This is a genomic window from Lactococcus ileimucosae (assembly GCF_943193185.1).
In the GTDB taxonomy this organism is placed as follows: Bacteria; Bacillota; Bacilli; order Lactobacillales; family Streptococcaceae; genus Lactococcus; species Lactococcus ileimucosae.
Map to the genome: position 1 here is coordinate 105071 of NZ_CALPDE010000002.1, position 23834 is coordinate 128904.

A 23834-nucleotide genomic window follows, 5' to 3' on the forward strand; every position below is an offset into this window, starting at 1 on the left:
TGGAAGATGTACAAAAGTTGCTCCTTGGTTAACAAAATCAGAGAGAGCAATGCATATGGCAAAGGAGACACATATGGAAATATATAATTTTGAGGCACTTGATCCAGAACTTTGGACTGCTATTCATGCAGAAGAAACACGTCAACAGGAGACAATTGAATTAATTGCTTCTGAGAATATCGTATCCCCAGCAGTACGTGCAGCGCAGGGCTCTGTCTTAACCAATAAATACGCAGAAGGTTATCCTGAAAAGCGTTATTATGGTGGAACAGAAGCCGTGGATGTGGTGGAAAACTTGGCTATTGAACGTGCCAAAGCGCTTTTCCATGCTGAGTTTGCAAACGTACAGCCACACTCAGGCTCCCAAGCTAATGCAGCAGCTTATATGGCACTCATAGAACCAGGCGATACTGTGCTAGGAATGGACTTAAATGCTGGAGGACACTTGACTCACGGTTCACAAGTTAACTTTTCTGGTAAAATGTATAACTTCGTTTCTTATGGACTTAATCCAGAAACAGAATTACTGGACTTTGAAGAAATCGCAGCACAAGCTGAAAAATATCGTCCAGCGCTTATTATCGCTGGAGCATCGGCTTACTCACGTATTATAGATTTTTCAAAATTCCGCGAAATCGCAGACAAAGTTGGTGCTAAATTGATGGTAGATATGGCACACATCGCGGGGCTTGTGGCTACTGGACATCATCCAAGTCCGCTCCCTTATGCCGATGTTGTGACTTCGACAACACACAAGACCCTGCGGGGACCACGTGGTGGTCTGATTCTCACAAATGATGCAGATTTAGCTAAAAAAATTAACAGCGCAATTTTTCCAGGTTTACAAGGTGGACCATTGGAGCATGTGATAGCGGCTAAAGCAGTTGCTTTTAAAGAAGCCTTAGCACCGGAATTTACGGATTATATTGGACAAGTGTTGAAAAATACATCGGCTATGGCTGATGAGTTCAGACGAGCAGGTTTACACGTTGTTTCAGATGGAACAGATAATCATCTCTTCTTAGTGAAGGTAACAGAGCTAGGAATTAATGGCAAAGAAGCGCAAAACCTCTTAGATACAGTCAACATTACGCTTAACAAAAATTCGGTTCCGGGCGAAAAACTCAGCCCTTTTGAAACAAGTGGTGTACGTATCGGAGCAGCAGCAATTACGAGTCGAGGAATGAAAGAAGACGAAAGTCGTAAGATTGCCCAAATGATCGTTAAAGCATTGGCAAACAAAGATGACGAAACAACACTCCAAGAGGTACGTCAATTTGCATTAAATTTGACAAAGACCTTTCCTTTGGTCTAGAATATAGGTACAACTTTTTTAACAAGACTTCCACCGGATAAAGAATAATATGAACAGTGATAAGTAAAGAGGTGGACATGCTAGAGAAGTTTTTAACATGGCAAGATGGCAGAAGTACAAACTGAAGTTGAAGTACGGCCATCAGAAAGAATGATTAGGTAATAGACAAATGTTGAAAATTTTGAAGCTCTTTATCAAGCTCACACTACTTGTAGTAGTAGTTGGAGCAGTTTTTTATGCGCATAGAACTTATACAAATGTAAAAAATGTGATGAAGTATGAAAAGGCGGTTGATGCAACACTTAAAGCGCAAGGACTAGAAGGTGATACGAGGTTGGCGTTGGCCATTATTTATACAGAGACAAAAGGGAATGCAGCGGATGTTATGCAGTCAAGCGAAAGCTTAAATGGAAATCGAAATAGTATTTCAACTGAAGATGAGAGCATACAGCAAGGTGTAGCAAATCTTTGTAAGGTTTTAGAGTATGCCGAAGACAAAAAAGTAGACATCTGGGCAGGTGTGCAGGCTTATAATTTCGGTCAATCCTATATAGACTATGTGGCTAAAAATGGCGGAAAAAACAATCTAGAATTAGCAGAAAAGTATTCGCGTACCGTTGTGGCCCCGAGTTTAGGAAATACAACAGGTGAAACTTATTATCATGTGACAGTGGATTCACTGATGAACAGTGGAGGAAAACTCTACGTTAATGGTGGAAATATGTATTATGCAAACGAGGTCAAATGGCATTTAATGTTGCTCGATCTTTTCAATTGGTAGAAAGTAGGACAGAGCAAGGAAGCTGACCTGTTCAAAAGATAAAGTCTATAAACAAAAAACATTCAACGCCTAAAATGAACGTTATAAATCAGACAGGAGAAAGTTATATTTTTCATCTCTGGTTTAGGGGTTCATTTTTTTCATCAGTAGTTGATTTCTTTAGATAGCAGTGCAGATGTGTATTCCATATTTTTTTCCTAAATTATAAAAAATCTGGCGAAACAAAAATACGTAAAGTAGGGCAAGCTGTATGAAAATTTAACCCAAGTGTCTGTAGACTGGAGATTTAACGAATTTTTATGATTTTTTATTTAAATTTAAAACTAAAACTAAAACAAAATGGCAGTAGATTTTCATCTACCACCATGGCGCATACAAAAACTTAATATTTTATATCAAAATTTTCAAAATCATCGAAATCTGCAGAAAAGACATCAAGTTTAATAACAGAAGCAAAGGGAGTCGGGCCCTGACGAAGTTTTTCTTCAAAGATTTTTAACGTTTCTTGATTATCCGCCTGAGCAAACAGTCCTACAGTACCGTCTGCATTGTTCCAAACACGTCCCTTAAGTCCCAGTTGTCGTGCAATAAGAACAGTTCCATAACGAAAGCCAACACCTTGTACCTGTCCGTGAGCGATTATTTTAACTTTGTACATCGTTCTTCCTCCCCTGTAGGAAACTAAAATTTATTGCATAAGGCACATAAGTGCCCTTAGGTGCAGTGATAAATAGTATGATATAATTATAACAAATGGAAATTATAAGAGCAAAAGACAATAAAAAAATTAAGGCAGCACGCAGGCTACTCACAAAGAAAAAATACCGTAAAAATTCTTATCTCATAGAAGGCTTTCATCTGCTTGAAGAGGCTGTAAATTCTGGAGCTGAGATTTTACAAATTTTTGTGGAAGAAGATAAGCATAAAGAAGTTGAACATTTGGATAAGGTTGTTGTTGTCAGCTCGGAAGTCTTGAAGAGCTTGTCGGATACTGGAACCCCTCAAGGCGTGGTCGCTGAAGTTGTGCGTACAAAGGAGCATATTCAGCTTGACCAAGGAAAGTTTCTGATTTTAGAAAACGTTCAAGATCCTGGGAATGTAGGCACGATGATTCGCACCGCAGATGCAGCAGGATTTTCAGCAGTCCTTTGTTTGGGGGATACAGCTGATGTTTATGCACCAAAAGTGATGCGAAGTATGCAAGGAAGCAACTTCCACATCCCCATCTGGCATATAAAAGATTTTACAGCTTTACAGGCGGCCAATATTCCTCTTTATGTGACGAGTTTATCAAAAGATTCTGTGAATTACAAAGAACTGTCAGTAGAAAAAAATTTTGCTTTAGTTATGGGAAATGAGGGAGCAGGAGTAACTTCAACAGCAGTAAGTGCTGCAGATAAACTGATACACATTGAAATGTTTGGCCAAGCAGAATCTCTGAATGTTGCTGTTGCTGCAGGGATTTTGATGTTCAGTTTATGAAAACAAAAAAGCTTGCGATAAACCGCAAGTTTTTATATTATCATTGCACCTTAGCTGCCAATGTTTCAGCAAAAGCTTCAAGATTAATAATGTCCTCATCCTCAGCATTCAAATCAACCTTGACAGATTCAGCCCCCTTTTCAGCTCCTGTGAGCGCAAATTGTTCTTCAAACATATCTACACAGATACAGAAATCATCATAAAAGGTATCGCCTGAACCACAAACGCCAAAAACTTTTCCCGAAAGATCAACCTCTTTTAAGTCTTCATAGAAATCTACGATTTCATCCGGTAGTTCACCATCACCATAAGTATAAGTTGCAACGATACAAAGATCAGCATCTTCAAACTCATCGGCATCCACGGAGGTACATTCGTCCAAGTCTACATCAAGACCCAACTCCTCCAATTTATCAGTAACAATTTCAGCAATTTCCTGTGTATTACCAGTCATACTTGCATAAACTACTTTTGCTAAAGCCATTTTCTGCTCCCTTGTGAAATTTATATAACAAGATTATATCAAGAAATTCAAGAAAAATCAGCTTCCGTGCATTTTTTCAGACTTTCTACCCCAGTATTTTTATGATAGAATAGGAGTATCATTGTGATTAGAGAAATATTTAGGAGAAGGTAAAAAGAGTGATTACATTAAAATCTCAACGTGAAATAGATCAAATGGATCGTGCGGGTTCTTTGCTCGCCAGTATCCATATTGGTTTACGTGATTTGATAAAGCCCGGTATTGACATGTGGGAAATCGAAGAATATGTACGCAAGGTTTGCAAGGAAACAAATACCCTGCCATTACAGATTGGTGTTGATGGCTCAATCATGGACTATCCATATGCGACATGCTGTTCTCTTAATGATGAAGTTGCACACAGCTTTCCCCGTCATCTGAAATTAAAAGAAGGTGACCTTATTAAGGTGGATATGGTGTTGGGTATGGTTGAAGATGGTTCCGTAGATGTTTCAAAGTTGGACTTTGATAATGTTGCCGAGATGAAAAAATACACAGTAGGTTTTAGCGGAGCTATCGCCGATAGTTGTTGGGCTTACGCAGTAGGTACACCTTCAGAAGAAGTCAAAAAGCTTATGGATGTAACCCGCGAATGCCTCTATCTTGGTATTGAGCAAGCTGTTGTAGGTAACCGTATCGGTGATATCGGTGCGGCGATTCAAGAGCATGCTGAAAGTCGTGGGTATGGTGTTGTCCGTGATCTTGTCGGTCACGGGATGGGACCAACATTCCATGAAGATCCTTTAGTACCTCACTATGGTAAAGCAGGACGTGGTTTACGCTTACGTGAAGGGATGGTCTTGACTATTGAACCGATGATTAATACAGGAACATGGAAGATCGATACAGATATGGAAACAGGCTGGATGCATAAGACTTTGGATGGTGGCTTATCCTGCCAGTTTGAACATCAGTTTGTCATTACCAAAGATGGTCCAGTTATTCTGACAAGTCAAGGAGAAGAAGGTACTTACTGAGCATTGTGAAAATAAAGAGAAAGGAGAAATAGTGTATGAAAGCTTTTTTTAAGCGGGTTTTGTCCTGGCAACCCTTAAAAGATTTTATGAGCTTTTACAAAAGTTCAGAGCTGTCTTTATCAAGTATCGCTGTGGCTTATTACTTGCTTCTATCTATTTTTCCTTTACTTTTGATTTTTGCCAATCTCCTTCCCTTCTTAAATCTTGATGTAGATTTGATATTGAATGTTCTGCGTGAGCAGATTCCCGAACAAATCTATGAAATGAGTGCGGGATTTATTCGGAATATTTTGGAGAATCCTAACACAGGTTTACTTTCTGTCTCTGTTTTAGCCGGCTTTTGGACTTTTTCAAGAGCATTAGCTACCTTGCAGATGGCCATGAATAAAGCTTATGAAGTCTCGCAACACCGTGACTTCATCCTCAGCCGAATCACTGGGATGGTTGTGGGTTTAGGACTTATGACTTTGCTCTCTTTGACGATCTTAATTTCGACATTTGGACAGTTGGTGCTAGCCTACATACATGAGCATTTGTTTGCCTTTGACGATAGACTTTATCGTACCTTGCAAACAGCGACCTTGCCTGTTGTGGTTGTTATTGTATTTGTATCTTTGATTTTACTCTATTTTGTTTTACCTAATGTAAAGATACATAAACTAAAGTATATTATGCCAGGGACGATTTTTTCTACTCTGGTCTTAGTGGCCCTGCCTCACTTTTTCGGAGCTTATCTGGGTCGTGCTTTAAGTCAGATGAGTGACTTTAAGCTGGTCGGTTCTGTGCTCATTTTTGGTCTGATGATTTGGTTTATATTTATAGCAAAGGTTTTGATTGTTGGGACTGCTCTAAATGCAACTTATCAAAAAAAATCTTTTGGACAGATTGAAACTCGGCGAGGAGAGATTGTGGCGTTTATCAGAGACATTAGAAAATAAAATATACTGTCCAAAAGCTGGACAAATAATTTAAGAAAAGGATTTGGCTCTGGACTGTGCAGGGCTAAGTCCTTTTAGTTTAGCTTCAATATGTTTATTGCTGTAGTAATAAAAGAGAGTCCTAACTTAATTTTATAAAAAAACACCTCTAATGTTAGATTTTGTCTAACCTTTAGGGGTGCAGTATATCGCTTTAACAGGAAGTTTTTCTATACTTTGGATTTTTTTCGAAAAACAATGAATTTAGAGTAAAAGTAATTCAAAATGATATTAAGAATTTGAATTGCAAGTGAAAGCACAAGAACCACAACTGGTTTTTTAAGGTGCAGGAGGTCCATCAAGATTTCTGGATGTGTATCGATAAACCACCATTTAAGAAAGATAGCCAGAAGCATGAAGAACAGACGTCCGGCAGCAAAATTAAGAAAATCAAGAAAAATATGATTTGATTTATGCTTAAAAACCCAGATTTTATTTGTAAAAAAAGCAAAAATGATGCTGACAATCTGACCGATAGCCTCGGAAATTGCACCAGCATTTATTCCAGGTTGGTTAAGCAAATAGAAACTTGCCTGCATAAAGACATAGTAAACCAGAGTTGTCAAGACACCAAAGACCAGATAGGTAAAAGCCTCGGTTTTTACGAAGTTTTTGAGTTTTTCCATAGCACCCTATTTTAACAAAATTCTTCTTTTTTTGCTAGGAGCTATTGAGAAAGCTCTAGCGTTAATTCCCCTTTCTTTAGCAAGCTGTGTTATAATAAGACTATGTTAAAATCACGATTTTACTCTTTTATACTTGGGACAATTATTGAAGCATGGATTTTCTCCATCTCCTTTTTTGCTGCTCAATGGTTTTGGTTCTTTATTGCAAGTTTTCTTCTAGGGCGCAGGATTTATGTGGCCTACAAGGTGGATAAATTTGTAAAGCTCAGTAATATCAAATGATGGAATTTGTCCATTGTTTTTTTTATCAAGAGGAGAGGTTTGCCTCTCTTTTTATTTTCGTAAAGATATCATTTTGAAATTGATAAGAAAAAGATTACAATAACATTATATAATATGTATATTGTGTTACTTAATGTGCACGATATTCTTGACGAGGAAAAAGCCATGCTCTATAATCAGACAGCACAGCACAGCACAGCACAGCACAGCACAGCACAGCACAGCACAGCACAGCACAGCACAGCACAGCACAGCACATAAACACGCGGTAGATTACCGTTCTTTTTCGCATGCACCAAAACGTCCCGGATGACTGGGGCGTTTTTTGCCGTGTACTGCTGGTCCTGTGCCTGAAAGTACTCCTGTTCAACATCACTTCTAACCGAAAAAACTAAAAAAGAGGAAAAATAAAATGCACGTAAAAAACAAGAAAAAACTGGGGATTGCCCTGGTTCTGTTCACACTCCTTCTGCTGATTGCAGGGACATTCGCCTTTACCGCCTTCAACCAACGCGCCATTAACGACCGTTTAAGAGATAATCTGGGCGAAGTAGGCGGCCGCGTTCACGATTACTACAACCGAGATACGGAAAACAAGGACGTCTTTGTCGAAAACTATGGGGAGGAATCTATCATGGCACGGATTCGTCTGTCTGAGTTTATGGAAATTCGAGGAAGAGGAGAAACAGAGTTCACTCCTGTAGTGCCTAATACTGAGCGGGATGCAATTGAAACTTGGACCACCTACATTCCAGAAGGAAACACGCTCACTACTCGTGTGGGGGACTCTGCTGTCTTTAACCAATACAGTAACTTGACATTTGGTTGGACCCGTCAAGGAGAACATGCGCCTTGGTACTTGCCAACCTTTAACCATGTGGAGAACGACTTGATGACAGCCGCAGCAGGTCATGCGCGGGACTATATCGCTGGAAGTGGCGCTACAGACGGCAGTACAGATGGAGCCACTCATCCGGGTACAGGTGAGGATGCCTACTGGCAAGAAGGAGAGAGCTATACAAATGGTCAAGGTCCAACAAGTACAGTCTGGCCCGGAGCCCTTGATGGCGTTGAACGTACAACAGCACAAAACTTGCCGCAAGACCGTGCCCCATTGACACTCCAGCAATGGGCAGCCTTACCTAATGAGCATAAAATCGGTGACTTCTGGGTAATCGACCATGAGACAGGCTGGGCTTACTGGGCCAGCCAACTGCAGGAGGGAGAAACCAGTTCTTACCTGCTTGATGCAACGGTGATGACAGAGGCAGCACATGATATTCGTGGTTCTTATTATTATGCTATCCATGTGGATAGCCAGTTGATTACGCCTGACCGCAGCTTTGAGAATGAACCAGAAGAGGAACATGATGGTAATTTGGGGCGTTTGCTTCAAGGCATACGGAATAATGCTGTAGAGGACAGCGGACAAAACCCAGGAGCTAATGTAGACTCGCCTGTCGATGCCTTTAACTTTTCTACCATGAACCCTGGCCGTATCTTTACTATGGAAGGGGAGCAATACCGTTATCTTGAAGATATGGGTGGGGGTAATCACTTGATTATTCGTAATGATGCAATTCGTAGTGTAACTTGGAATGAGCAAGATGAAGTACTCACGACTTGGTATGGTGATCTTCATGAAGATGTTGTAGCCATGGTTCAACCTATAGCTAATAATTTTACTACAGGTAATGTGTCCGATCAAGTTGTTTCATTTGATAGCGGACGGTTTGTTCCAAATAACCTAACAGGAGATGTAGCAGCAGATATAACTCAAGTGGTTTCGGGTGGGACACCTCGTGCTTTTGCCCTTTCCCTTGCGGATGTTTCACGTTTATCTGGGGAAGGACTCGCTTTTCCAAACTATGCGCAGCGTGGAAGAATTGCATTAGGATGGTGGATGTTACGAACTCCTGCTACTGGTTTGTATTCCTGGCATGTAAATGCTGCTGGCATGCTAGTAGGTAATCATCTAACTTCTGCCCGCCTCCACACTGGCGGCGTTCGTCCCGCCCTCATCATCCACCAATCAACAAACTAAAAATTCTAAATTAATAAAATATAAACAAGGAATCCAAGGAAAACTTGTTTTTTTATAGCTTTTAACTTGGGGATGAACTGAATATTCTAGAGTGGGAAGAATAATTCTGATATAATAAGTAAAGAAAAAGACGATAGGAGACGGTTATGACAGTCACAGTGCAGGATCTCATAAAAAAAATTAAGTTTAATGTTATCTATTCGACAGAAACAGCGCTTCAGAAAGAAGTGGCGACTTCAGATATTTTACGTCCAGGTTTAGAAATGTCTGGTTATTTTGAGTACTTTACACCTGAACGGATTCAACTGTTTGGGATGAAAGAATGGTCTTACATGATGAATGTGGTGGGGGATGCCCGCTATGATATTCTCAAAAAAGTAATGACAGAACTCACACCAGTCGTTATTGTTGCCCGTAACTTGGACATTCCAGAGGAGATGATCAATGTTGCCCGTAAGCATGACATTGTGTTGTTGCAGTCACGTGAGACAACCAGTCGTTTAAACAGCATCTTGACTTCCTACTTGGATGAGGAGTTGGCAGAACGCGTGAGTGTACACGGTGTCCTAATGGATATCTATGGTGTTGGCGTTTTGATTCAGGGGGCAAGTGGCATCGGGAAATCTGAAACAGCTCTGGACTTGGTGGCACGTAACCATCGTTTAGTCGCTGATGACCGCGTTGACGTTTTCCAGAAAGATGCTTTCACACTAGCTGGTGAGCCTGCGCCTGTTTTGCAAAACTTTTTGGAGTTGCGTGGAGTCGGGATTATTGACGTTATGAGTTTATACGGTGCGCGTGCTGTTAAAGACCAAACGGATATTGACTTAACGATTTATCTTGAGCCTTATGAAGTGGGCGGCGAATTTGACCGTTTGGGAAATGGTATTAAAAATATCATTTTAGCAGACGTTGAAGTACCACAGATTAAAATCCCGGTGAAAACAGGCCGAAATGTTTCAACTATTATTGAAGCGGCGGTGATGAATTATCGGGCTAAAGATATGGGCTATGATGCAACGGCACTTTTTGAAGATCGCTTGACACATTTGATTGAAAACAACAGCTAAGGAGTTAACTGTGAACTATTTTCCAAATTTAGCAATAAATAAAATTGCTTTAGAACTCGGTCCTTTTTCCATTCATTGGTATGCAATTTTTATCGTTGCAGGAGCATCTTTAGGGGTGTGGCTCGCTTGCAAAGAAGCGCCTCGCCGTGGCTTAACGGCAGACGATGTGATTGACTATATCTTATGGGCCTTTCCCATCGCTTTGATTGGTGTACGTGCATATTATGTCGCTTTCGAATGGGGGTATTACAGTCAGCATCCAGGTGAAATTATTGCACTTTGGGACGGTGGCGGCGCTATATACGGCGGTCTGATTGCTGGTGCTATTGTCTTGTTTATCTTTTCCTATTATCGAATGATTAACCCACTGGATCTCCTAGATATCAGTGTTCCAGGAGTACTTATAGGGCAAGCTATTGGGCGTTGGGGCAACTTTATCAATCAAGAAGCCTATGGTGAGGCAGTGAGTAAATTAAACTATTTGCCTTCCTTTATTCGAGAACAGATGTTTATTGACGGTGCTTATCGTGTGCCGACATTCCTCTATGAAAGTGTTGGAACTTTTACAGGTTTTTTAATAATTATGATTTTCCGTCATCGTCTCCCAGGATTGAAGCGCGGTGAAATCTTTGCCTTTTACCTGATTTGGTATGGTTTAGTCCGCTTTATCGTAGAAGGTATGCGTACAGATAGCCTGATGCTTGGCGCGTTGAGGATATCACAGATTTTTTCAGCATTGATGGTCATAGCAGGTATTGCTTTCATTTTGATTAGACGATTAAAAAAATTTGATTAAATAAAAAGTGCTTTTTCTTGGCTATCTGGAAAAGTGCTTTTTATAAAAATATAAATTAGTTTATAAAAAATATTAATTTTGCTATAATAAAGTTAAATTACCGCATAGATTTAAGCGGTTTTGGAGGTGGACTATGGGAGATATAAGTATTCAAGCTATAGCTTGGTTGATTATTGCAATTGCATTTGCAGCCTTGGTTGTTTTCTTGATTATACTTTTGGTTAAAGTTTCAAAAATTGTTGAAGAAGCCAACCGTACAGTCAAGTTAGTATCCAGCGATGTGGATGTTTTACTCCATCAAGCAGATGGACTAATGGCTAAAGCCAATGTTCTTTTGGATGATGTCAACGGGAAGGTAGCAACGATTGATCCTCTTTTTGTGGCAGTGGCAGAGCTTTCAGAAAGCGTAACTGCAGTGAACAAGAGCAGTCGTGATATGGTGGAACGTTTTTCAAGAAAAACAGGAAATGTTGGACGTTCAGCTTCAACCTTGGTGTTGGCTAAAACAGCAAACAAATTTTTAAAGAAGAAAAAGAAAGTGGAGGATAAATAATATGTCTAAAAAATCAGGATTTTTAGTAGGTGCTTTAGTTGGTGCAGCTGCAGCTTTGTTCTTCGCTCCTAAAAAAGGCAGCGAAATGCGTGAAGATGCAGGAAAAATGTATGATGACTTCAAAGAGGATCCAGAGGCAGCGCTTAATAATCTGCGTGACTTTTCTGTAGAAAAATTTAATGACATTAAAGCGCGCTTTGATTCAGGCGAACTCTCCGCAGACTCTGCGAAAGAGTATTTGACAAACAAGCGTGATTGGATTAAAGAAAAAGTAGATTCAGGTGAACTCTCTAAGGAATCAGTTGTTGAGTTTTTCAACAGTACACGTGATGCGATTGTTGATAAAATTAATCAAGCCAAAGAAGGCACAGAAGAGCTTTTTGATGAAAATGAATCAGAAATTATAGATGAAGTTGTTGAAAAAGCAGCAGAATTTAAAGAAAAGCTTGATGATAATATTGACACAGTAGCCGAAAAGGTTGAAGATAATATCGACTTTGATAAGATTTCTGAAGAAGCAGACGACCTTGAAAAAAAGGCCAAAGAACTTTCAGAAACAGAATGGTAAAAATGAAAAACTGTCCTCGGACAGTTTTTGTTTTGTAAAGAATTTACAGCGTTTATATAAGCTTTTGTAAAGAATTTACGTTATAATAGAGCTATAAAAGATAAAAAAATTGGAGGATTTACAATGACTCAAGCTAACTTTGGCGTAGTCGGTATGGCCGTTATGGGGAAAAACCTAGCCCTCAATGTTGAATCACGTGGCTATACGGTTGCCCTATTTAATCGTACGACTGCAAAAACGGAAGAAGTTGTAGCTGAACATCCAGATAAAAATTTTGTTTTGACAAAAACAATCGAAGAATTTGTAGCTGCCATTGAAAAACCACGCCGTATCATGCTTATGGTACAAGCTGGTCCAGCAACTGATGCGACTATTCAAGCACTTTTACCACATTTGGATAAAGGCGACATCTTGATTGATGGCGGAAATACACATTTCCCAGATACAATGCGCCGTAATGCAGAGCTTGCAGACTCAGGTATTAACTTTATCGGCACAGGTGTTTCTGGCGGTGAAAAAGGTGCGCTTGAAGGGCCTTCAATCATGCCTGGTGGACAAAAAGAAGCCTATGATTTGATTGCACCAATTTTTGAACAAATCGCAGGTAAAGCACCTCAAGATGGCAAACCGTGTGTGGCTTATATGGGTCCTAATGGTGCAGGTCACTATGTAAAAATGGTCCACAATGGTATCGAGTATGGCGACATGCAACTCATCGCCGAATCTTACGACCTTTTGAAACGTGTACTCGGACTTGACAACGCTGAAATCCAAGCAATCTTTGAAGAATGGAACGAAGGCGAGTTGGACAGCTACCTTATCGAAATCACAAAAGAAGTCCTTAAACGCAAAGATGATCAAGGTACAAACGGTTATATCGTGGATAAAATCCTTGATAAAGCTGGAAATAAAGGTACAGGTAAATGGACATCACAAAGTGCTCTTGACTTGGGGGTACCATTGCCGTTGATTACAGAATCTGTCTTTGCCCGTTTCATCTCGACTTATAAAGACGAACGTGTGAAAGCAAGTAAGATATTATCCGGTCCAGAAGCAAAATTCTCAGGCGATAAAGCTGAAGTTGTGGAAAAAATCCGTCAAGCGCTTTACTTCTCAAAAATCATGAGTTATGCACAAGGTTTTGCCCAACTTCGTCAAGCTTCAAAAGAGTATGATTGGGATCTCCCTTACGGTACAATCGCGCAAATCTGGCGTGCAGGTTGTATCATCCGTGCAGAGTTCTTGCAGAACATCACAGATGCTTTTGACAAGGACCCGAATCTTGAAAACCTCCTTTTGGATGAATATTTCATTGATATCACAAAACGCTATCAAGCAGCAGTACGCGAGGTTGTAAGTCTTGCTGTTCAATCAGGTATTCCAGTGCCAACATTTGCAAGTGCAATCAGCTACTATGACAGCTATCGTTCTGCAAACTTGCCCGCAAACTTGATTCAGGCACAACGTGACTACTTCGGTGCGCATACATACGAACGTACGGACATGGATGGTGTCTTCCACTACGACTGGTATACAGAGGATTGATTTGAAAGCACCTCGCCGAGCTTTCAAGCTCGGTCTTCGTTCGCTCTGCTCACTGCGCTGTCCACTTTTTCTAAGCGCTAAAGCGCAAAGAATAGTGGCACTTCGGTGCGCATACATACGAACGTACGGACATGGATGGTGTCTTCCACTATGACTGGTATACAGAGGATTGATTTGAAAGCACCTCGCCGAGCTTGAAAGCTCGGTCTTCGTTCTCTTATCTTATTATGAGAACAGAAAAATTAAAGAGAATGGGACAGAGGTAATCAGAGATTGATTTGAGTTAAGGAGCACAAACAAAAAGTGCTTAACCCATGCATCATAATGCTGTGGTTAGGCACTTTTTTTCATGTTTGGAACTTTCCTCAGTCGATTTTCACTTGTTCTTTCAACAGGGAGAAATTGAGAAGCATTCATTTCTTTCTATTCAATCCCTCATAGATGTGATTAATATTCCATTTGAGCATGTCATAGTAAGTGTCTCCCTCTTGCCCTTTATCGGCCAGAGAGTCTGTGAATATTTTCGAATAGATGTCCACCCCAGTTTGTCGTGAGACAGATTCCATTGTTTTAGGGGAAACGCTTGTTTCAACAAAGAGTGCTTTTACATTTTTATCCTTCACGATGCTGTTTATACGTGTCATTTGTGAAGGTGTGCCTTGATTATCCGTATTGATTTCCCAGATGTACTCAGCAGTCAAGCCGTATCGTTGAGCAAAATATTTGAAAGCTCCCTCACTTGTAACCAGAATACGGTCATTTTTCGGAATACTGTCGATTTTCTTTTGTGCTTCAGTATCTAATTGCTGTAATTTCTCTGTATATGCTTTGAGATTTTTTTGATAGGTTGTTTTGTTTTGGGGGTCTTTCTTTGAAAGCTCTTTTTCAATGTTTTGAGCGTAGAGAATTCCATTTTGAATATTAAGCCACGCATGTGGGTCTTCTTCGCTTTCTTTCCCTTTTTCACTTAAGTGAATCGGTGACACTCCCTCACTCACCATGAAACTGGCCTCCTCTTTACGACTGTTTTTAATGAGCTTATCAAACCATCCTTTTCCAGTTTCCAGATTTAGACCATTGTAAAAGACAAGGTCAGCCTTTTCTACAGCTTGTGTATCATTGGGTTTAGGGTCGTAGAGATGTGGATCTGTTCCACGAGGAACCATGCTATAGACCTCAACGTGATCTTTTCCGATATTTTCAACAATATCAGCAATAATAGAGTAGGTTGTGACAACTTTCAATTTGTTTGAGGCAGCAGCTTCTTCTTTTGGGGAAGCACAGGCTGTAATAAGGAGAAAGAGTGCGGCTAACACGGCAACAAGAGCAAGTCGCTTGAGTTTCATAGTGATGTTCCTTTCTTAGTATAGTGGAGAAAACCGTTACGTGGACTGAGGAAAAATGACAGGGCAAAAGCGAGAGCACCAACAATGACGATAGTGGCACTTGTGGGGAGGTCATAGTGAAAGCTCAAAATAACTCCAAGTATCCCAAAAAGGATACCCAAGATAGAGGACATGATAATCATGCGCGGAAGCGTGCTAACCCACAAATAAGCGGTAGAGGCTGGAATGATGAGCATGGCAACTACAAGTACAATCCCAACTTGAGCTAAGGCGGAAATCGTGAAGAGAGTAAGGAGAATCATCAGAAGATAGTGATAAAAATTATTTTTTAGTCCGTAAGCTCTAGACATGACGGGATCAAAGGAGGTAATGAGTAATTCTTTGAAGAAAAGCTTGACGACAAGAACAACGATGAGCAATAATACAAAAGATTGTATGAGTTCGTGTGGTGTAACTGCGAGAATATTTCCAAAGAGAATATGATTAAGGTCAACACCACTTTCGGCTTTTGTGATTAATACAATGCCCAATGCAAAAAAACTACTTAGGATAATACCAATAGAGGCATCTGTTTTTAAATTGCTGTGCTTGATGATGAACTGAATCAGAACGGCTCCCAAGATGCCTGAAAGGGTTGCGCCAATCAAGATGTTAATGCCCAGCATATAAGAAAGAGCTACACCAGGTAAAACAGCATGAGAAAGCGCATCTCCCATCAGTGATAGACGGCGAAGGACAATGAAGCTTCCTAAAATTCCTGAAATAGTTCCTAACAGGATAGCAGCAATAAAAGCACTTAGCATTGTTACAGTCAGTCCTGTAAGGTCAGAAAGAGAAAATAGGATATCCATCGTGATTTAGACCTCGCTTTCTTTGATGATGACGTTGCCCAAAGCTTCTCCATAAGCACTTTGGAGATTTTTGTTAGTAAAGCACTGAGGAATATAATCTGCACAGACAAGTTTTTTGTTGAGAATAATCAGATAGTCGAAGTATTCTTTTACATTATGAAGGTTGTGGTGCACGATAAGGACTGACTTGCCTTCTTGTCTTAGTTCTTCAAGAATTTTAATGATGATTTTTTCACTAATCATGTCAATGCCAACAAAAGGCTCATCTAAAAAGTAGTAATCAGCCTCTTGGGCCAGAGCACGTGCAATAAAAACTCGTTGAAGCTGTCCGCCAGATAAGTCACTAAGTGGTCTGTCCTTAAACGCATCAAGCCCAAGTCTATGCAAAGCTTGATGTGTCTTTTCTTTTTCTTTTTTCCGTGGTTTCTGAAACAACTTCAAATTCGGGTAGGTCCCTGTGAGAACGGTATCGAAAACCGTGATTGGAAAACTGAGATCAATTTCGCTACGTTGTGCAACGTAAGCAATTTTTCGCTTGAAATTTTTGATAGGTTGGTTATCAATAGTGGCGTTTCCTGTCTTGACAGGAACCATCTCTAAGATACTTTTCATCAAAGTTGATTTTCCAGCCCCATTTGGACCAATAATTCCTGTACAGGTAGCTGCTGGAATATTTAGTGAGATGTTGTCCAACGCTAAGTTTCCTTTATATTCAACAGATAAATTTGTAATCTTTAGCATCTATTCCTCTTAATTTTTAAACGGTCACAGTGAGCGACTGCTGGCGCCCAAGATACTTGGTATTGATAGCATTTCTTAAGTTTCGAAGAAATGGTCTGCTGAAAACAGCACGGACCAGTAATAAATTTTTTGAAGTCTCTTTTCTTCCTGCTCTGTAATTAGCGTTCAAGTCGAGAAACAGAGAATTAAAAAGTATCCATCGTAAGTGAATTAAACAATATTTTACAGGTTATACTAAAAAAAGTCAAATGTTTTATAGGATAGGCTATAAAAAAACAAAGCAAAGAGATAAATACTTTCTCCGCTTTTCTCATCAAACACTCATTTCATTTGACCTTTTTTTTTTTTTATACTATAGACTCAGAAAGTAAACGTAACATTAGAAATGTATATGTAATGAAAATCCAAAAGTAAATGTTACGCCAAAGGAGGAGTTTATGACACCAGAAAAGAAAAAACAGCGGCGGCTGCGCAACCTCGCACTCCTGTCGCTCTTGCTACTCGCAGTAGGCGGCACCTTCGCCTTCCAAGCCTTCAACCAACGGGCCATCAATGATCGGTTGAATGAAGTGGACATCAATGTCGGTGGCCGTGTCCACGACTACTACAACCGTGACACCGAAAACAAGGACGTCTTCGTGGAAAACTACGGCGAACGACCAATCATGGCTCGGATACGCCTGTCCGAGTTCCTCGAAACCCGCCAGCGTGACGAAACGGACTTCACGCCCCTGGTCGCAGGGACCAGCCGTGACGATGTAGAAAACTGGACCACATGGATTCCAAGCGCAGGCAATATCAATGACCGAGAAAATAGCAATGCCTCAAATGCCTTCGACCAGTATGCCAGCCTCATCTTCGGTTGGGAACGTTCCGGTCAAGATGCCCCATGGTATATGCCCACCTTCAACCACGACAACTTAGACCAGAGAACAGCAGCGGCAGGACATGCGCGGGACTGGATTGAAGGGAACGGTGCTACAGATGCGGTCACAGACGGTGCGACACATCCGGGAGACGGAATTGATGCTTACTGGTCAGCAAACGAAAACTTTGACAACAGTGGTCCAATCTGGCCGGGAGAAGAAGTGACCAACCAAACTGCCCAGAACTTACAACAAGACCGTGCGCCAATGACCATGAACCAGTGGAGCAACTTGCCTAACGAAGACAAGATAGGCAACTTCTGGGTGGTTGACCACAACACAGGATGGGCTTACTGGGCCAACAGACTGGACAGTGAGCAAGCCAGCTCTTACCTGCTTGATGCAGCGGAGATGACAGCTGCCATTGAGGACAAGGTTTTTAACGGCTTTTACTACTATGGGATTCATGTCGAGAGTGGCTTAGTAAGTCCTGACCAGCATGAGGAGTTCCTCAATGATGGGGAGCAACACCATCCGGAGTTAGAAGAGTTCCTCCGTGGTATCCAGAACGGGGTGATGTACGATGACGGCCCGAACCCACTGCCTAACGAAGACAGTGCACCAGCAGCCTTTGACTTTTCGACCATGCGTCCGGGGCGTATCTTTACCATGGCAGGGGAGCAGTACCGCTACCTTGAAAACATGGGTTCTGGGAATCATATGATTATCCGGAATGATGCGATACGAGATGTTCATTGGGCGAACCATAATGATATTCTCAATGATTGGTACACCAGCCTTGCATCAGAAGTTCAAGATATGGTTCAGCCAGTCTCTGATAGTTTTAATACAGGCAGTGTTGATCATGCTGAGCTTAATTTTGTCAGTTTAACTGCGGAAGATAATCGTGGGTGGCTGCCAGATAACCTCACAAACTTCCCAGATGTTGCGGCTGATGTTACGCAAGTTGATCCAAGTGGCAGTCCTCGGGCATTTTCACTTTCATTGGCAGATGTAACACGCTTATCTGGTCCAGGGCGAGCTTTTCCTAATTTTGCTACACGTTTAGTTTCAGGCTTTGGCTGGTGGCAGACGCGTACGCTAGGGACAACCACGAGTGCCCCTTGGGTGGTGACTCTTAGCCGAGTTGGGGACCGTGTATATGGCCTTAATGTTGGCCAGTTTGGTCCACTGCCGACTGGCGGCACTCGCCCTGCTCTCATCATCAACCAATCTAACTAAAGAACAAAGCTACAAAATAAAAATCACTCAAGCTTGCCTCCTTAATAGGTCAAGCTAGAGTGATTTTTTAAGTTAAAGCTATTGATACAGCTGTCTTAACGTGCTGAACTTGACTAAGTTTTGTCATAGCTGCCAAGTTTCAGAGGCTTTTTAGTTTACCACGAAATTCATCAATGGACTGATAACCTTTTTCATCCATAATTTCCTGTAATTCTTTGCTAATTCGTGTGAAAATTCCGGGCCCTTCCTTGTGGAGAGCTGTTCCGACTTGGAGCATGGTTGCACCACAGAGTAGGTGTTCAAAGGCATCCTGCCCTGTTTCGATACCGCCAGTGCCGATGATTTGGATTTCTGGTTTAAGTCGTGTATAGAACGCGCGGACATTAGCCAGAGCAGTTGGTTTGATATATTGCCCGCCCAGACCACCAAAACCATTCTTAGGCTTGATGACAACAGCTTCCGCTTCAGAATCAATAAAGAGGGCGTTACCAATACTGTTGACAGAGTTGACATAGGTGAGAGGGAATTTGTTAAGAATGTCAGCCATTTGGTCGAAATGCACCAAGTCAAAATAAGGGGGAAGCTTAACGCCAAGTGGTTTTTTAAAGAAGCTGAAAACTCTTTCTAGAAGGTCTTCTGTAGCCTGGAAGTCATAAGCCATCTGAGGCTTTCCCGGAACATTTGGACAGGAGAGATTAAGTTCAGTAATGCCTGAAAAAGCACTGTCTTGAATAATCTTTAGCATCTCAATATTTTCCTCTTTGCTCATCCCTGCAATAGAGAAAAAGAGTGGTGTTTCTTGATGCTTTTGCTGTTCTAAAGCATAATCTAGATAGTAGTGGAAGCCCAAGTTAGGCAGTCCCATCGAGTTAATGCTTCCAAGGGCTAAGTCAACATAACGCGGCGATGGATTTCCCTCTCTTTTTTCTAGAGTTGAACTTTTTGTGATGTATGCACCTGCATCAGATTTTTTCAAGTCGTTCAACTCCTCGACAGTCATACAATGCACGCCAGAAGCATTCATAAAAGGATTGGAAAATTTAGCATGGGCAAAAGTTGTTTCTTGTTTCAAATCTCTAAAACCTCTTTCATAATTTTTACTATTCTATCATGATTAGCTGAGAAATTAAATGATTAAGTCTGAATAGCTGCGAAAAAACTTATATCTTTTTGCTTTCCTACTAATATGTGTTACTATGTAGTTGTGTGAGTTATTACAGATTAGACAGAGGTAAAAATGGAAAAGAACACGGAGATGTTAAAAGGCGTTTTAGAAGGGTGTGTATTACAGATTATTAGCCAGAGGGAGACTTATGGTTATGAGATTACCCAGAAATTAAAAGAACACGGCTTTGCCGATGTGGTTGAAGGGACAGTCTATACCATAACTTCTAGACTTGAACGTCAAAAACTGTTAGAAACAGAAAAGAAAGTTTCAGAAAAGGGACCAGCACGGAAGTTCTTTAGGCTCAATGAGGCAGGAAAACAAGAGCTGGCTGCTTTTTGGACGAGGTGGGATTTTCTTTCAGAAAAACTTGCGGAAATAAGGAGGGACAGATGAATTTTTGGGAAAGAATAACAGGGAGAGATATGACACTTGCTCGAGCTGACTTTGAAAAGCGGGTGTCGTATTTGCCAGAGAGCTATCAGATGATATGGGCAGAGCTAGATCCAGAAATTCAAAGATACAGTGATTTAACTGGGAGAAATCTTATCCCAATCATGTCGAGTTTGCTGGATTTCTTTGAAGAAACAGCATCTGACTATGCAGATGTTTCAGCTGTGATTGGTGAAGATAAGGAGGCTTTTGTTGCAGAACTCTTTGACCAACGTAAGCCAATCTCTTACCAGTCCTACCGTGACAAATGCCGTGAACAGCTGAACCGTAACGTATTCAGAAAGCTAGGGAGGGACTAAGATGAATTTTCAGGAAATAAGAGATGGAAAAAAGGAATGGCGTGTCTTACAAGCGGCTGTAAAAACTTTGCCAAAAGACTATAATATCGTCTATCGAGAAATCCAAAAATATTTTTTCAAAATTGGTGTTACAGATACTCAAGTTTTTCGTGAACTGCTGGAGATCTTTGAAGATGGAGCAAAGAGAGAGATAGACGTTTTGCAAGTGACGGGAAAGGATATTGCTGCCTTCAGTGACAGTTTACTCAGACAGGATGACCTTTGTGAAAAATAAAAACGGCAAATCTCATGAAAAGAGAAACGTTTCACAGGTGTACAAGAAGACACTGTTGAGCGTTTTTTGTCTATGGTGATGGAAATCTGAAAAATATTCAGCCGTTATGACAAATGAAACTGGTGAAGACCTTTCGAGTTTTTCAATGTCAATAAATTTGGAGTTATCGATGATACCACCTATGTTTCAGTGAACAACTGGAAAGCAGGGACAAAAGCATGTTTTGAGTTTAATACAATGCAAGAGTTTGAAAAAATTGAACCAACTCCTGATTGGGGTATTTGAGTAAGAAGAAATTCTGCTGGCTACATTAATGCTCCAGCAGATTTTTATTCCTCTTGCTATTCCGATAGGGCGGTGTTATAATAAAGTTAAATAAAAAGGACTTGCGCCAACAAGTCCCATGTAGCCGTATTAAGCACGGTAGCAATGTTAAGGTGAAATAACGTCACTCGCTAAAGTTGGACGTTATTTTTTATCGTTTTTATTTACCGCTGTAATCATTAATAACGCAAATGCGATCATCAATGAGAGTGTTTCATATATCGACAAAATTTGTCGCCTTTCTGTATTGTGAGGTTATCGCCTACAATTTTTCATAAGCATCACCTCGAGTTAGGCTACCGTCCATGAACTTCTACGTGGCTATTATATCATGTTAGTCACTCCTTTAAAATACGTTACAGTATGATTACAGCGCAAAAAAAGACCTTGATAAATCGAATCCATCCGCCTGATAAAGTTGTTAATTTGACTGTCGTTTGATTCATTCTTATCCGTGCTTATTCCTGTGACTATTGTAAGAAACAGAGGATATAAGGCTCTATTAACTCATATTGTCTTTCATCCTGACTATAGGGGAGTTTTTTAATTGTTGCTTTCATAATGTAATTATAAATGAAAGGGTAGTATTGCCTCCTCTTTGCAGAGGCCTCTTATCTCTTGGAGGCGGCGAGAAAGACAAAAAAACGAGAAAATTTCTCGTTTTTTCTTTATTCATTCATAAATAGACCAGTCTCTATTTGAGAGTCATTGAAGAACAATTTTGTTTAAATTTTCAATAACTTGCTTAGGGTGCAATACGTTTACGGTTTGCTTTTTTACGGTTTTCTTGCACAAATTCCCATTTACGTTCTATAGGATCAATGCGACGTTTTTTGTAAATGGCACCAGCAGCAACTAAAGCTGCAAGAGTAAAGATTTTACCAGCAACAAAACCAGCAACAAAATTTTTATTCATAATATATACCTCCAAGAGTGATTGTTAGCGCGCCAGACGTTTTCTTCTGGCACGTTTTTGGTTTTCAACGAAGACATCTTTTTTTAGATTGGGATGCATTTCAGCATCAATCAATCCTTTATGTTTAGCAAACATCACAGCAGTTCCAGCTACTGTGATTTCAATAGCTTTTCCGATAAGATAGCCCTTAAGATATTTATTCATCCTTTTTCTCCTCCCATGTTTGTCAATTATGATGATACTTTTAGAAATGTATAAGTTTATTATAACACTTGTAAGCTTTTAAGCCCAGTATTTTAAGCTGTTGCCTGTGTAAAACAGACGAAATATTTGAAAGTGTTAAAAATTATTGTTATCTTAGAGAGAAGAGCATCAGAATGCAGAGGGGGAGGGGAAGAGAACATGAAAAAGAAGTGGTTAGGGTTAGGTCTGCTTTTGCCTGTTTTCGGAATTATTATTGGAGTGCTGTCGGAAAGAGTTGATAAGAAAGAGTCAAAGGCCCCGTCAGTTAATACCTATATAAAAAGTGTAACCTTAAAGGATTTCAGTATTGAGGTGATGTCCGAAAATAATGAAAATCAAATCTTGGTGAATTATCCTAAAACTAAAAGTAAGAAAATCAATCAAAGGTTAGAAAGTTTTTTAAGAGACGAGCTTTCGTCTTTTAAAAAAGCTTCTCTTGAAAATAACCTAAGAGAGAAAGGAAGTTTCTTTCAGTCTTTTGAAACTTATAAACTATCCTCTGATATCGTGAGTTTTAAGTTTAATGTGCTTCGAAAAAACAGTCCGCTGTTGCAAACAGAAAGTCAAGTCATTACGAAAACTTATGACTTAAAAGAAGAAAAAGAATTACAAATCTTAGATTTACTTAATGAAAAAGAGGATTTACAAAGTATTTCTAAGTATCTTTATGACAAATTTTCAAAAGAGCAAAGTCCTCCCACACAAAAGGCAAAGGCGGCTCTACAAAACGGTTTAAAGCCTGTTGAGAAAAATTTTAATACCTTTGTTTTGGATAATGATTCTTTAGTCTTCTATTTTGCACCGCATCAGATAAACATGGATACCAAGGCCTATACACAGGTTTCTCTTCCCCTTCGTGAGCTTGGAGAGGTTGTGACGCCCCAAATTTTAGTAGGGCATTTGAAGGAAGAAGCAGAGAAATCAAAAGTAAAAATTCCTTCCGCTCAACAGGTTAGAAATAAGCAGCTTGCCAATAAGAAACTCCTTGCTTTAACTTTTGATGATGGACCAGATCCCCAAACTACGCCACGCTTGCTCTCTATTTTGAAAAAAGAAAATGTACCTGCAACATTTTTTGTCCTCGGCAATCGTCTTGCCCTTTATCCGGAAATAGTGAAGCAAGAGCATGCTTTGGGACATCAAGTAGGTTCTCACACTTTTAATCATCTGAACCTTCCGCAGCTTCCTATGAAAGATGTTCAGGAGGAAATCAAAAATACAGCAGATTTAGTCCAAAAGACCCTTGGTATTACCCCACAAGGCTTACGTCCGCCTTATGGAGCAACAACGCCTCAGATTAATGAGCAGGCACAGACACCAATCATTCAGTGGAGTGTGGATTCTTTAGACTGGAAGAGCAAAAATGCAGATCAGATTGAACAGGTTGTGATGAATGAGGTCTACGACGGCTCTATCATTCTCATGCATGACATTTACAACAGCTCGGTTGATGGAGCCGCAAGAGTTATCAAGAAACTAAAAAGTCAGGGCTATACTTTTGTCACAGTAAATCAACTGATTGAAGCGCGTGGGAAGCTCAAAAATTCTCAAGTTTATTTTAATGCAACAAGATAA

General features: G+C 40.3%; 27 protein-coding genes. 18 read left to right on the forward strand and 9 right to left on the reverse strand.

All coding sequences use genetic code 11. The features are described from left to right. Nucleotides 1-73: 73 nt before the first annotated feature. Together glyA and NFR51_RS01515 are read left to right on the forward strand one after the other, a co-directional pair. Nucleotides 74-1315, forward strand: a complete 1242-nt coding sequence (gene glyA, locus NFR51_RS01510; RefSeq protein ID WP_251712006.1) for a serine hydroxymethyltransferase — start codon at nt 74-76, stop codon at nt 1313-1315. A 169-nt stretch (nt 1316-1484) separates the two neighbouring features. Beyond that, nucleotides 1485-2096, forward strand: a complete 612-nt coding sequence (locus tag NFR51_RS01515) for a lysozyme family protein (RefSeq protein ID WP_251712007.1) — start codon at nt 1485-1487, stop codon at nt 2094-2096. A 382-nt stretch (nt 2097-2478) separates the two neighbouring features. Here NFR51_RS01515 and NFR51_RS01520 read toward each other — a convergent pair whose 3' ends face one another. Beyond that, entirely contained in the window at nt 2479-2754 is a 276-nt protein-coding gene (locus tag NFR51_RS01520) for an acylphosphatase (RefSeq protein WP_251712008.1), read from the reverse strand. Between the two features lie 95 nt (nt 2755-2849). On the opposite strand from NFR51_RS01520, the gene NFR51_RS01525 reads away from it, so the two are divergent. Further along, the gene (locus NFR51_RS01525; RefSeq protein ID WP_251712009.1) at nt 2850-3578 is read left to right on the forward strand and encodes a TrmH family RNA methyltransferase; all 729 of its coding nucleotides are present in this window, start codon (nt 2850-2852) and stop codon (nt 3576-3578) included. 40 nt (nt 3579-3618) lie between these two features. On the opposite strand, the gene NFR51_RS01530 is transcribed toward NFR51_RS01525, so the two are convergent. Next, on the reverse strand, nt 3619-4062 hold the full coding sequence (locus tag NFR51_RS01530; RefSeq protein ID WP_251423963.1) for a flavodoxin: 444 nt from the start codon (nt 4060-4062) through the stop codon (nt 3619-3621). A gap of 158 nt (nt 4063-4220) precedes the next feature. On the opposite strand from NFR51_RS01530, the gene NFR51_RS01535 reads away from it, so the two are divergent. Next, nucleotides 4221-5078, forward strand: coding sequence for a methionyl aminopeptidase (locus NFR51_RS01535; RefSeq protein WP_251423960.1), 858 nt, complete (start codon nt 4221-4223; stop codon nt 5076-5078). A 35-nt stretch (nt 5079-5113) separates the two neighbouring features. After that, the gene (locus tag NFR51_RS01540; RefSeq protein WP_251712010.1) at nt 5114-6016 is read left to right on the forward strand and encodes a YihY/virulence factor BrkB family protein; all 903 of its coding nucleotides are present in this window, start codon (nt 5114-5116) and stop codon (nt 6014-6016) included. 209 nt (nt 6017-6225) lie between these two features. Here NFR51_RS01540 and NFR51_RS01545 read toward each other — a convergent pair whose 3' ends face one another. Further along, complete coding sequence (locus NFR51_RS01545) at nt 6226-6681, reverse strand: GtrA family protein (protein WP_251712011.1); 456 nt, start codon at nt 6679-6681, stop codon at nt 6226-6228. 102 nt (nt 6682-6783) lie between these two features. Here NFR51_RS01545 and NFR51_RS01550 point away from each other — a divergent pair, with 102 nt between their 5' ends. From NFR51_RS01550 to gnd, 8 genes are all read left to right on the forward strand, one after another. Next, on the forward strand, nt 6784-6963 hold the full coding sequence (locus NFR51_RS01550; RefSeq protein ID WP_202229892.1) for a DUF3272 family protein: 180 nt from the start codon (nt 6784-6786) through the stop codon (nt 6961-6963). Between the two features lie 114 nt (nt 6964-7077). Continuing rightward, nucleotides 7078-7224: an adenine methyltransferase gene (locus NFR51_RS01555; RefSeq protein WP_251712012.1), complete on the forward strand. Its 147-nt coding sequence runs from the start codon at nt 7078-7080 to the stop codon at nt 7222-7224. Between the two features lie 151 nt (nt 7225-7375). Further along, nucleotides 7376-9007, forward strand: a complete 1632-nt coding sequence (locus NFR51_RS01560) for a hypothetical protein (RefSeq protein WP_251712013.1) — start codon at nt 7376-7378, stop codon at nt 9005-9007. A gap of 146 nt (nt 9008-9153) precedes the next feature. After that, nucleotides 9154-10077: an HPr(Ser) kinase/phosphatase gene (gene hprK / locus NFR51_RS01565; RefSeq protein WP_251712014.1), complete on the forward strand. Its 924-nt coding sequence runs from the start codon at nt 9154-9156 to the stop codon at nt 10075-10077. A gap of 10 nt (nt 10078-10087) precedes the next feature. Beyond that, entirely contained in the window at nt 10088-10873 is a 786-nt protein-coding gene (gene lgt / locus NFR51_RS01570; RefSeq protein WP_251712015.1) for a prolipoprotein diacylglyceryl transferase, read from the forward strand. 133 nt (nt 10874-11006) lie between these two features. Continuing rightward, nucleotides 11007-11426 carry a DUF948 domain-containing protein gene (locus tag NFR51_RS01575; protein WP_251712016.1) on the forward strand — a complete coding sequence of 140 codons (420 nt, stop codon included), beginning with the start codon at nt 11007-11009 and terminating at the stop codon, nt 11424-11426. A gap of 1 nt (nt 11427) precedes the next feature. After that, nucleotides 11428-11994 (forward strand): YtxH domain-containing protein, encoded by a 567-nt coding sequence (locus NFR51_RS01580; protein WP_251712017.1) that lies wholly within the window; start codon nt 11428-11430, stop codon nt 11992-11994. Between the two features lie 123 nt (nt 11995-12117). After that, a complete protein-coding gene (gnd, locus tag NFR51_RS01585; RefSeq protein WP_251712018.1) occupies nt 12118-13539 on the forward strand; it encodes an NADP-dependent phosphogluconate dehydrogenase in 1422 nt (473 codons plus the stop codon). Between the two features lie 413 nt (nt 13540-13952). Here gnd and NFR51_RS01590 read toward each other — a convergent pair whose 3' ends face one another. From NFR51_RS01590 to NFR51_RS01600, 3 genes are read right to left on the reverse strand one after another with little or no spacing between them, the layout of a single operon-like run. Further along, complete coding sequence (locus NFR51_RS01590; protein WP_251712019.1) at nt 13953-14885, reverse strand: metal ABC transporter substrate-binding protein; 933 nt, start codon at nt 14883-14885, stop codon at nt 13953-13955. Continuing rightward, a complete protein-coding gene (locus NFR51_RS01595; RefSeq protein WP_251712020.1) occupies nt 14882-15736 on the reverse strand; it encodes a metal ABC transporter permease in 855 nt (284 codons plus the stop codon). The genes NFR51_RS01590 and NFR51_RS01595 overlap by 4 nt, the downstream gene beginning before the upstream one ends. Nucleotides 15737-15742: 6 nt before the next feature. Further along, nucleotides 15743-16477: a metal ABC transporter ATP-binding protein gene (locus tag NFR51_RS01600; RefSeq protein WP_251712021.1), complete on the reverse strand. Its 735-nt coding sequence runs from the start codon at nt 16475-16477 to the stop codon at nt 15743-15745. Between the two features lie 437 nt (nt 16478-16914). On the opposite strand from NFR51_RS01600, the gene NFR51_RS01605 reads away from it, so the two are divergent. Next, nucleotides 16915-18585 carry a hypothetical protein gene (locus NFR51_RS01605; protein WP_251712022.1) on the forward strand — a complete coding sequence of 557 codons (1671 nt, stop codon included), beginning with the start codon at nt 16915-16917 and terminating at the stop codon, nt 18583-18585. Nucleotides 18586-18724: 139 nt separating this feature from the next. On the opposite strand, the gene NFR51_RS01610 is transcribed toward NFR51_RS01605, so the two are convergent. After that, a complete protein-coding gene (locus tag NFR51_RS01610; RefSeq protein ID WP_251712023.1) occupies nt 18725-19657 on the reverse strand; it encodes a dihydroorotate oxidase in 933 nt (310 codons plus the stop codon). A gap of 165 nt (nt 19658-19822) precedes the next feature. Here NFR51_RS01610 and NFR51_RS01615 point away from each other — a divergent pair, with 165 nt between their 5' ends. Genes NFR51_RS01615 through NFR51_RS01625 form a run of 3 tightly spaced genes read left to right on the forward strand, consistent with a single transcriptional unit; the run spans nt 19823 to nt 20776 of the window. After that, nucleotides 19823-20146 carry a PadR family transcriptional regulator gene (locus NFR51_RS01615; protein WP_251712024.1) on the forward strand — a complete coding sequence of 108 codons (324 nt, stop codon included), beginning with the start codon at nt 19823-19825 and terminating at the stop codon, nt 20144-20146. Further along, on the forward strand, nt 20143-20502 hold the full coding sequence (locus tag NFR51_RS01620) for a DUF1048 domain-containing protein (protein WP_251712025.1): 360 nt from the start codon (nt 20143-20145) through the stop codon (nt 20500-20502). Before NFR51_RS01615 ends, NFR51_RS01620 begins: the two co-directional genes overlap by 4 nt. A gap of 1 nt (nt 20503) precedes the next feature. Then, entirely contained in the window at nt 20504-20776 is a 273-nt protein-coding gene (locus NFR51_RS01625) for a DUF1048 domain-containing protein (protein WP_251712026.1), read from the forward strand. Between the two features lie 1069 nt (nt 20777-21845). Here NFR51_RS01625 and NFR51_RS01630 read toward each other — a convergent pair. Together NFR51_RS01630 and NFR51_RS01635 are read right to left on the reverse strand one after the other, a co-directional pair. After that, nucleotides 21846-22016 (reverse strand): DUF3042 family protein, encoded by a 171-nt coding sequence (locus tag NFR51_RS01630; protein WP_251712027.1) that lies wholly within the window; start codon nt 22014-22016, stop codon nt 21846-21848. Between the two features lie 24 nt (nt 22017-22040). Beyond that, nucleotides 22041-22220, reverse strand: a complete 180-nt coding sequence (locus NFR51_RS01635; RefSeq protein WP_251712028.1) for a DUF3042 family protein — start codon at nt 22218-22220, stop codon at nt 22041-22043. A 198-nt stretch (nt 22221-22418) separates the two neighbouring features. Here NFR51_RS01635 and NFR51_RS01640 point away from each other — a divergent pair, with 198 nt between their 5' ends. Next, nucleotides 22419-23834: a polysaccharide deacetylase family protein gene (locus NFR51_RS01640; RefSeq protein WP_251712029.1), complete on the forward strand. Its 1416-nt coding sequence runs from the start codon at nt 22419-22421 to the stop codon at nt 23832-23834.

Bases quoted from the DNA above. Each gene is read 5' to 3' on its own strand.
- NFR51_RS01520 (WP_251712008.1), bottom strand. From the start codon at position 2,754: ATGTACAAAGTTAAAATAATCGCTCACGGACAGGTACAAGGTGTTGGC.
- glyA (WP_251712006.1), top strand. From the start codon at position 74: ATGGAAATATATAATTTTGAGGCACTTGATCCAGAACTTTGGACTGCT.
- gnd (WP_251712018.1), top strand. From the start codon at position 12,118: ATGACTCAAGCTAACTTTGGCGTAGTCGGTATGGCCGTTATGGGGAAA.
- NFR51_RS01625 (WP_251712026.1), top strand. From the start codon at position 20,504: ATGAATTTTCAGGAAATAAGAGATGGAAAAAAGGAATGGCGTGTCTTA.
- NFR51_RS01640 (WP_251712029.1), top strand. From the start codon at position 22,419: ATGAAAAAGAAGTGGTTAGGGTTAGGTCTGCTTTTGCCTGTTTTCGGA.
- NFR51_RS01515 (WP_251712007.1), top strand. From the start codon at position 1,485: ATGTTGAAAATTTTGAAGCTCTTTATCAAGCTCACACTACTTGTAGTA.
- hprK (WP_251712014.1), top strand. From the start codon at position 9,154: ATGACAGTCACAGTGCAGGATCTCATAAAAAAAATTAAGTTTAATGTT.
- NFR51_RS01615 (WP_251712024.1), top strand. From the start codon at position 19,823: ATGGAAAAGAACACGGAGATGTTAAAAGGCGTTTTAGAAGGGTGTGTA.
- NFR51_RS01560 (WP_251712013.1), top strand. From the start codon at position 7,376: ATGCACGTAAAAAACAAGAAAAAACTGGGGATTGCCCTGGTTCTGTTC.
- NFR51_RS01540 (WP_251712010.1), top strand. From the start codon at position 5,114: ATGAAAGCTTTTTTTAAGCGGGTTTTGTCCTGGCAACCCTTAAAAGAT.
- NFR51_RS01620 (WP_251712025.1), top strand. From the start codon at position 20,143: ATGAATTTTTGGGAAAGAATAACAGGGAGAGATATGACACTTGCTCGA.
- NFR51_RS01530 (WP_251423963.1), bottom strand. From the start codon at position 4,062: ATGGCTTTAGCAAAAGTAGTTTATGCAAGTATGACTGGTAATACACAG.
- NFR51_RS01595 (WP_251712020.1), bottom strand. From the start codon at position 15,736: ATGGATATCCTATTTTCTCTTTCTGACCTTACAGGACTGACTGTAACA.
- NFR51_RS01605 (WP_251712022.1), top strand. From the start codon at position 16,915: ATGACACCAGAAAAGAAAAAACAGCGGCGGCTGCGCAACCTCGCACTC.
- NFR51_RS01555 (WP_251712012.1), top strand. From the start codon at position 7,078: ATGTATATTGTGTTACTTAATGTGCACGATATTCTTGACGAGGAAAAA.
- NFR51_RS01575 (WP_251712016.1), top strand. From the start codon at position 11,007: ATGGGAGATATAAGTATTCAAGCTATAGCTTGGTTGATTATTGCAATT.
- NFR51_RS01525 (WP_251712009.1), top strand. From the start codon at position 2,850: ATGGAAATTATAAGAGCAAAAGACAATAAAAAAATTAAGGCAGCACGC.
- NFR51_RS01545 (WP_251712011.1), bottom strand. From the start codon at position 6,681: ATGGAAAAACTCAAAAACTTCGTAAAAACCGAGGCTTTTACCTATCTG.
- NFR51_RS01550 (WP_202229892.1), top strand. From the start codon at position 6,784: ATGTTAAAATCACGATTTTACTCTTTTATACTTGGGACAATTATTGAA.
- NFR51_RS01600 (WP_251712021.1), bottom strand. From the start codon at position 16,477: ATGCTAAAGATTACAAATTTATCTGTTGAATATAAAGGAAACTTAGCG.
- NFR51_RS01630 (WP_251712027.1), bottom strand. From the start codon at position 22,016: ATGAATAAAAATTTTGTTGCTGGTTTTGTTGCTGGTAAAATCTTTACT.
- NFR51_RS01580 (WP_251712017.1), top strand. From the start codon at position 11,428: ATGTCTAAAAAATCAGGATTTTTAGTAGGTGCTTTAGTTGGTGCAGCT.
- NFR51_RS01635 (WP_251712028.1), bottom strand. From the start codon at position 22,220: ATGAATAAATATCTTAAGGGCTATCTTATCGGAAAAGCTATTGAAATC.
- NFR51_RS01590 (WP_251712019.1), bottom strand. From the start codon at position 14,885: ATGAAACTCAAGCGACTTGCTCTTGTTGCCGTGTTAGCCGCACTCTTT.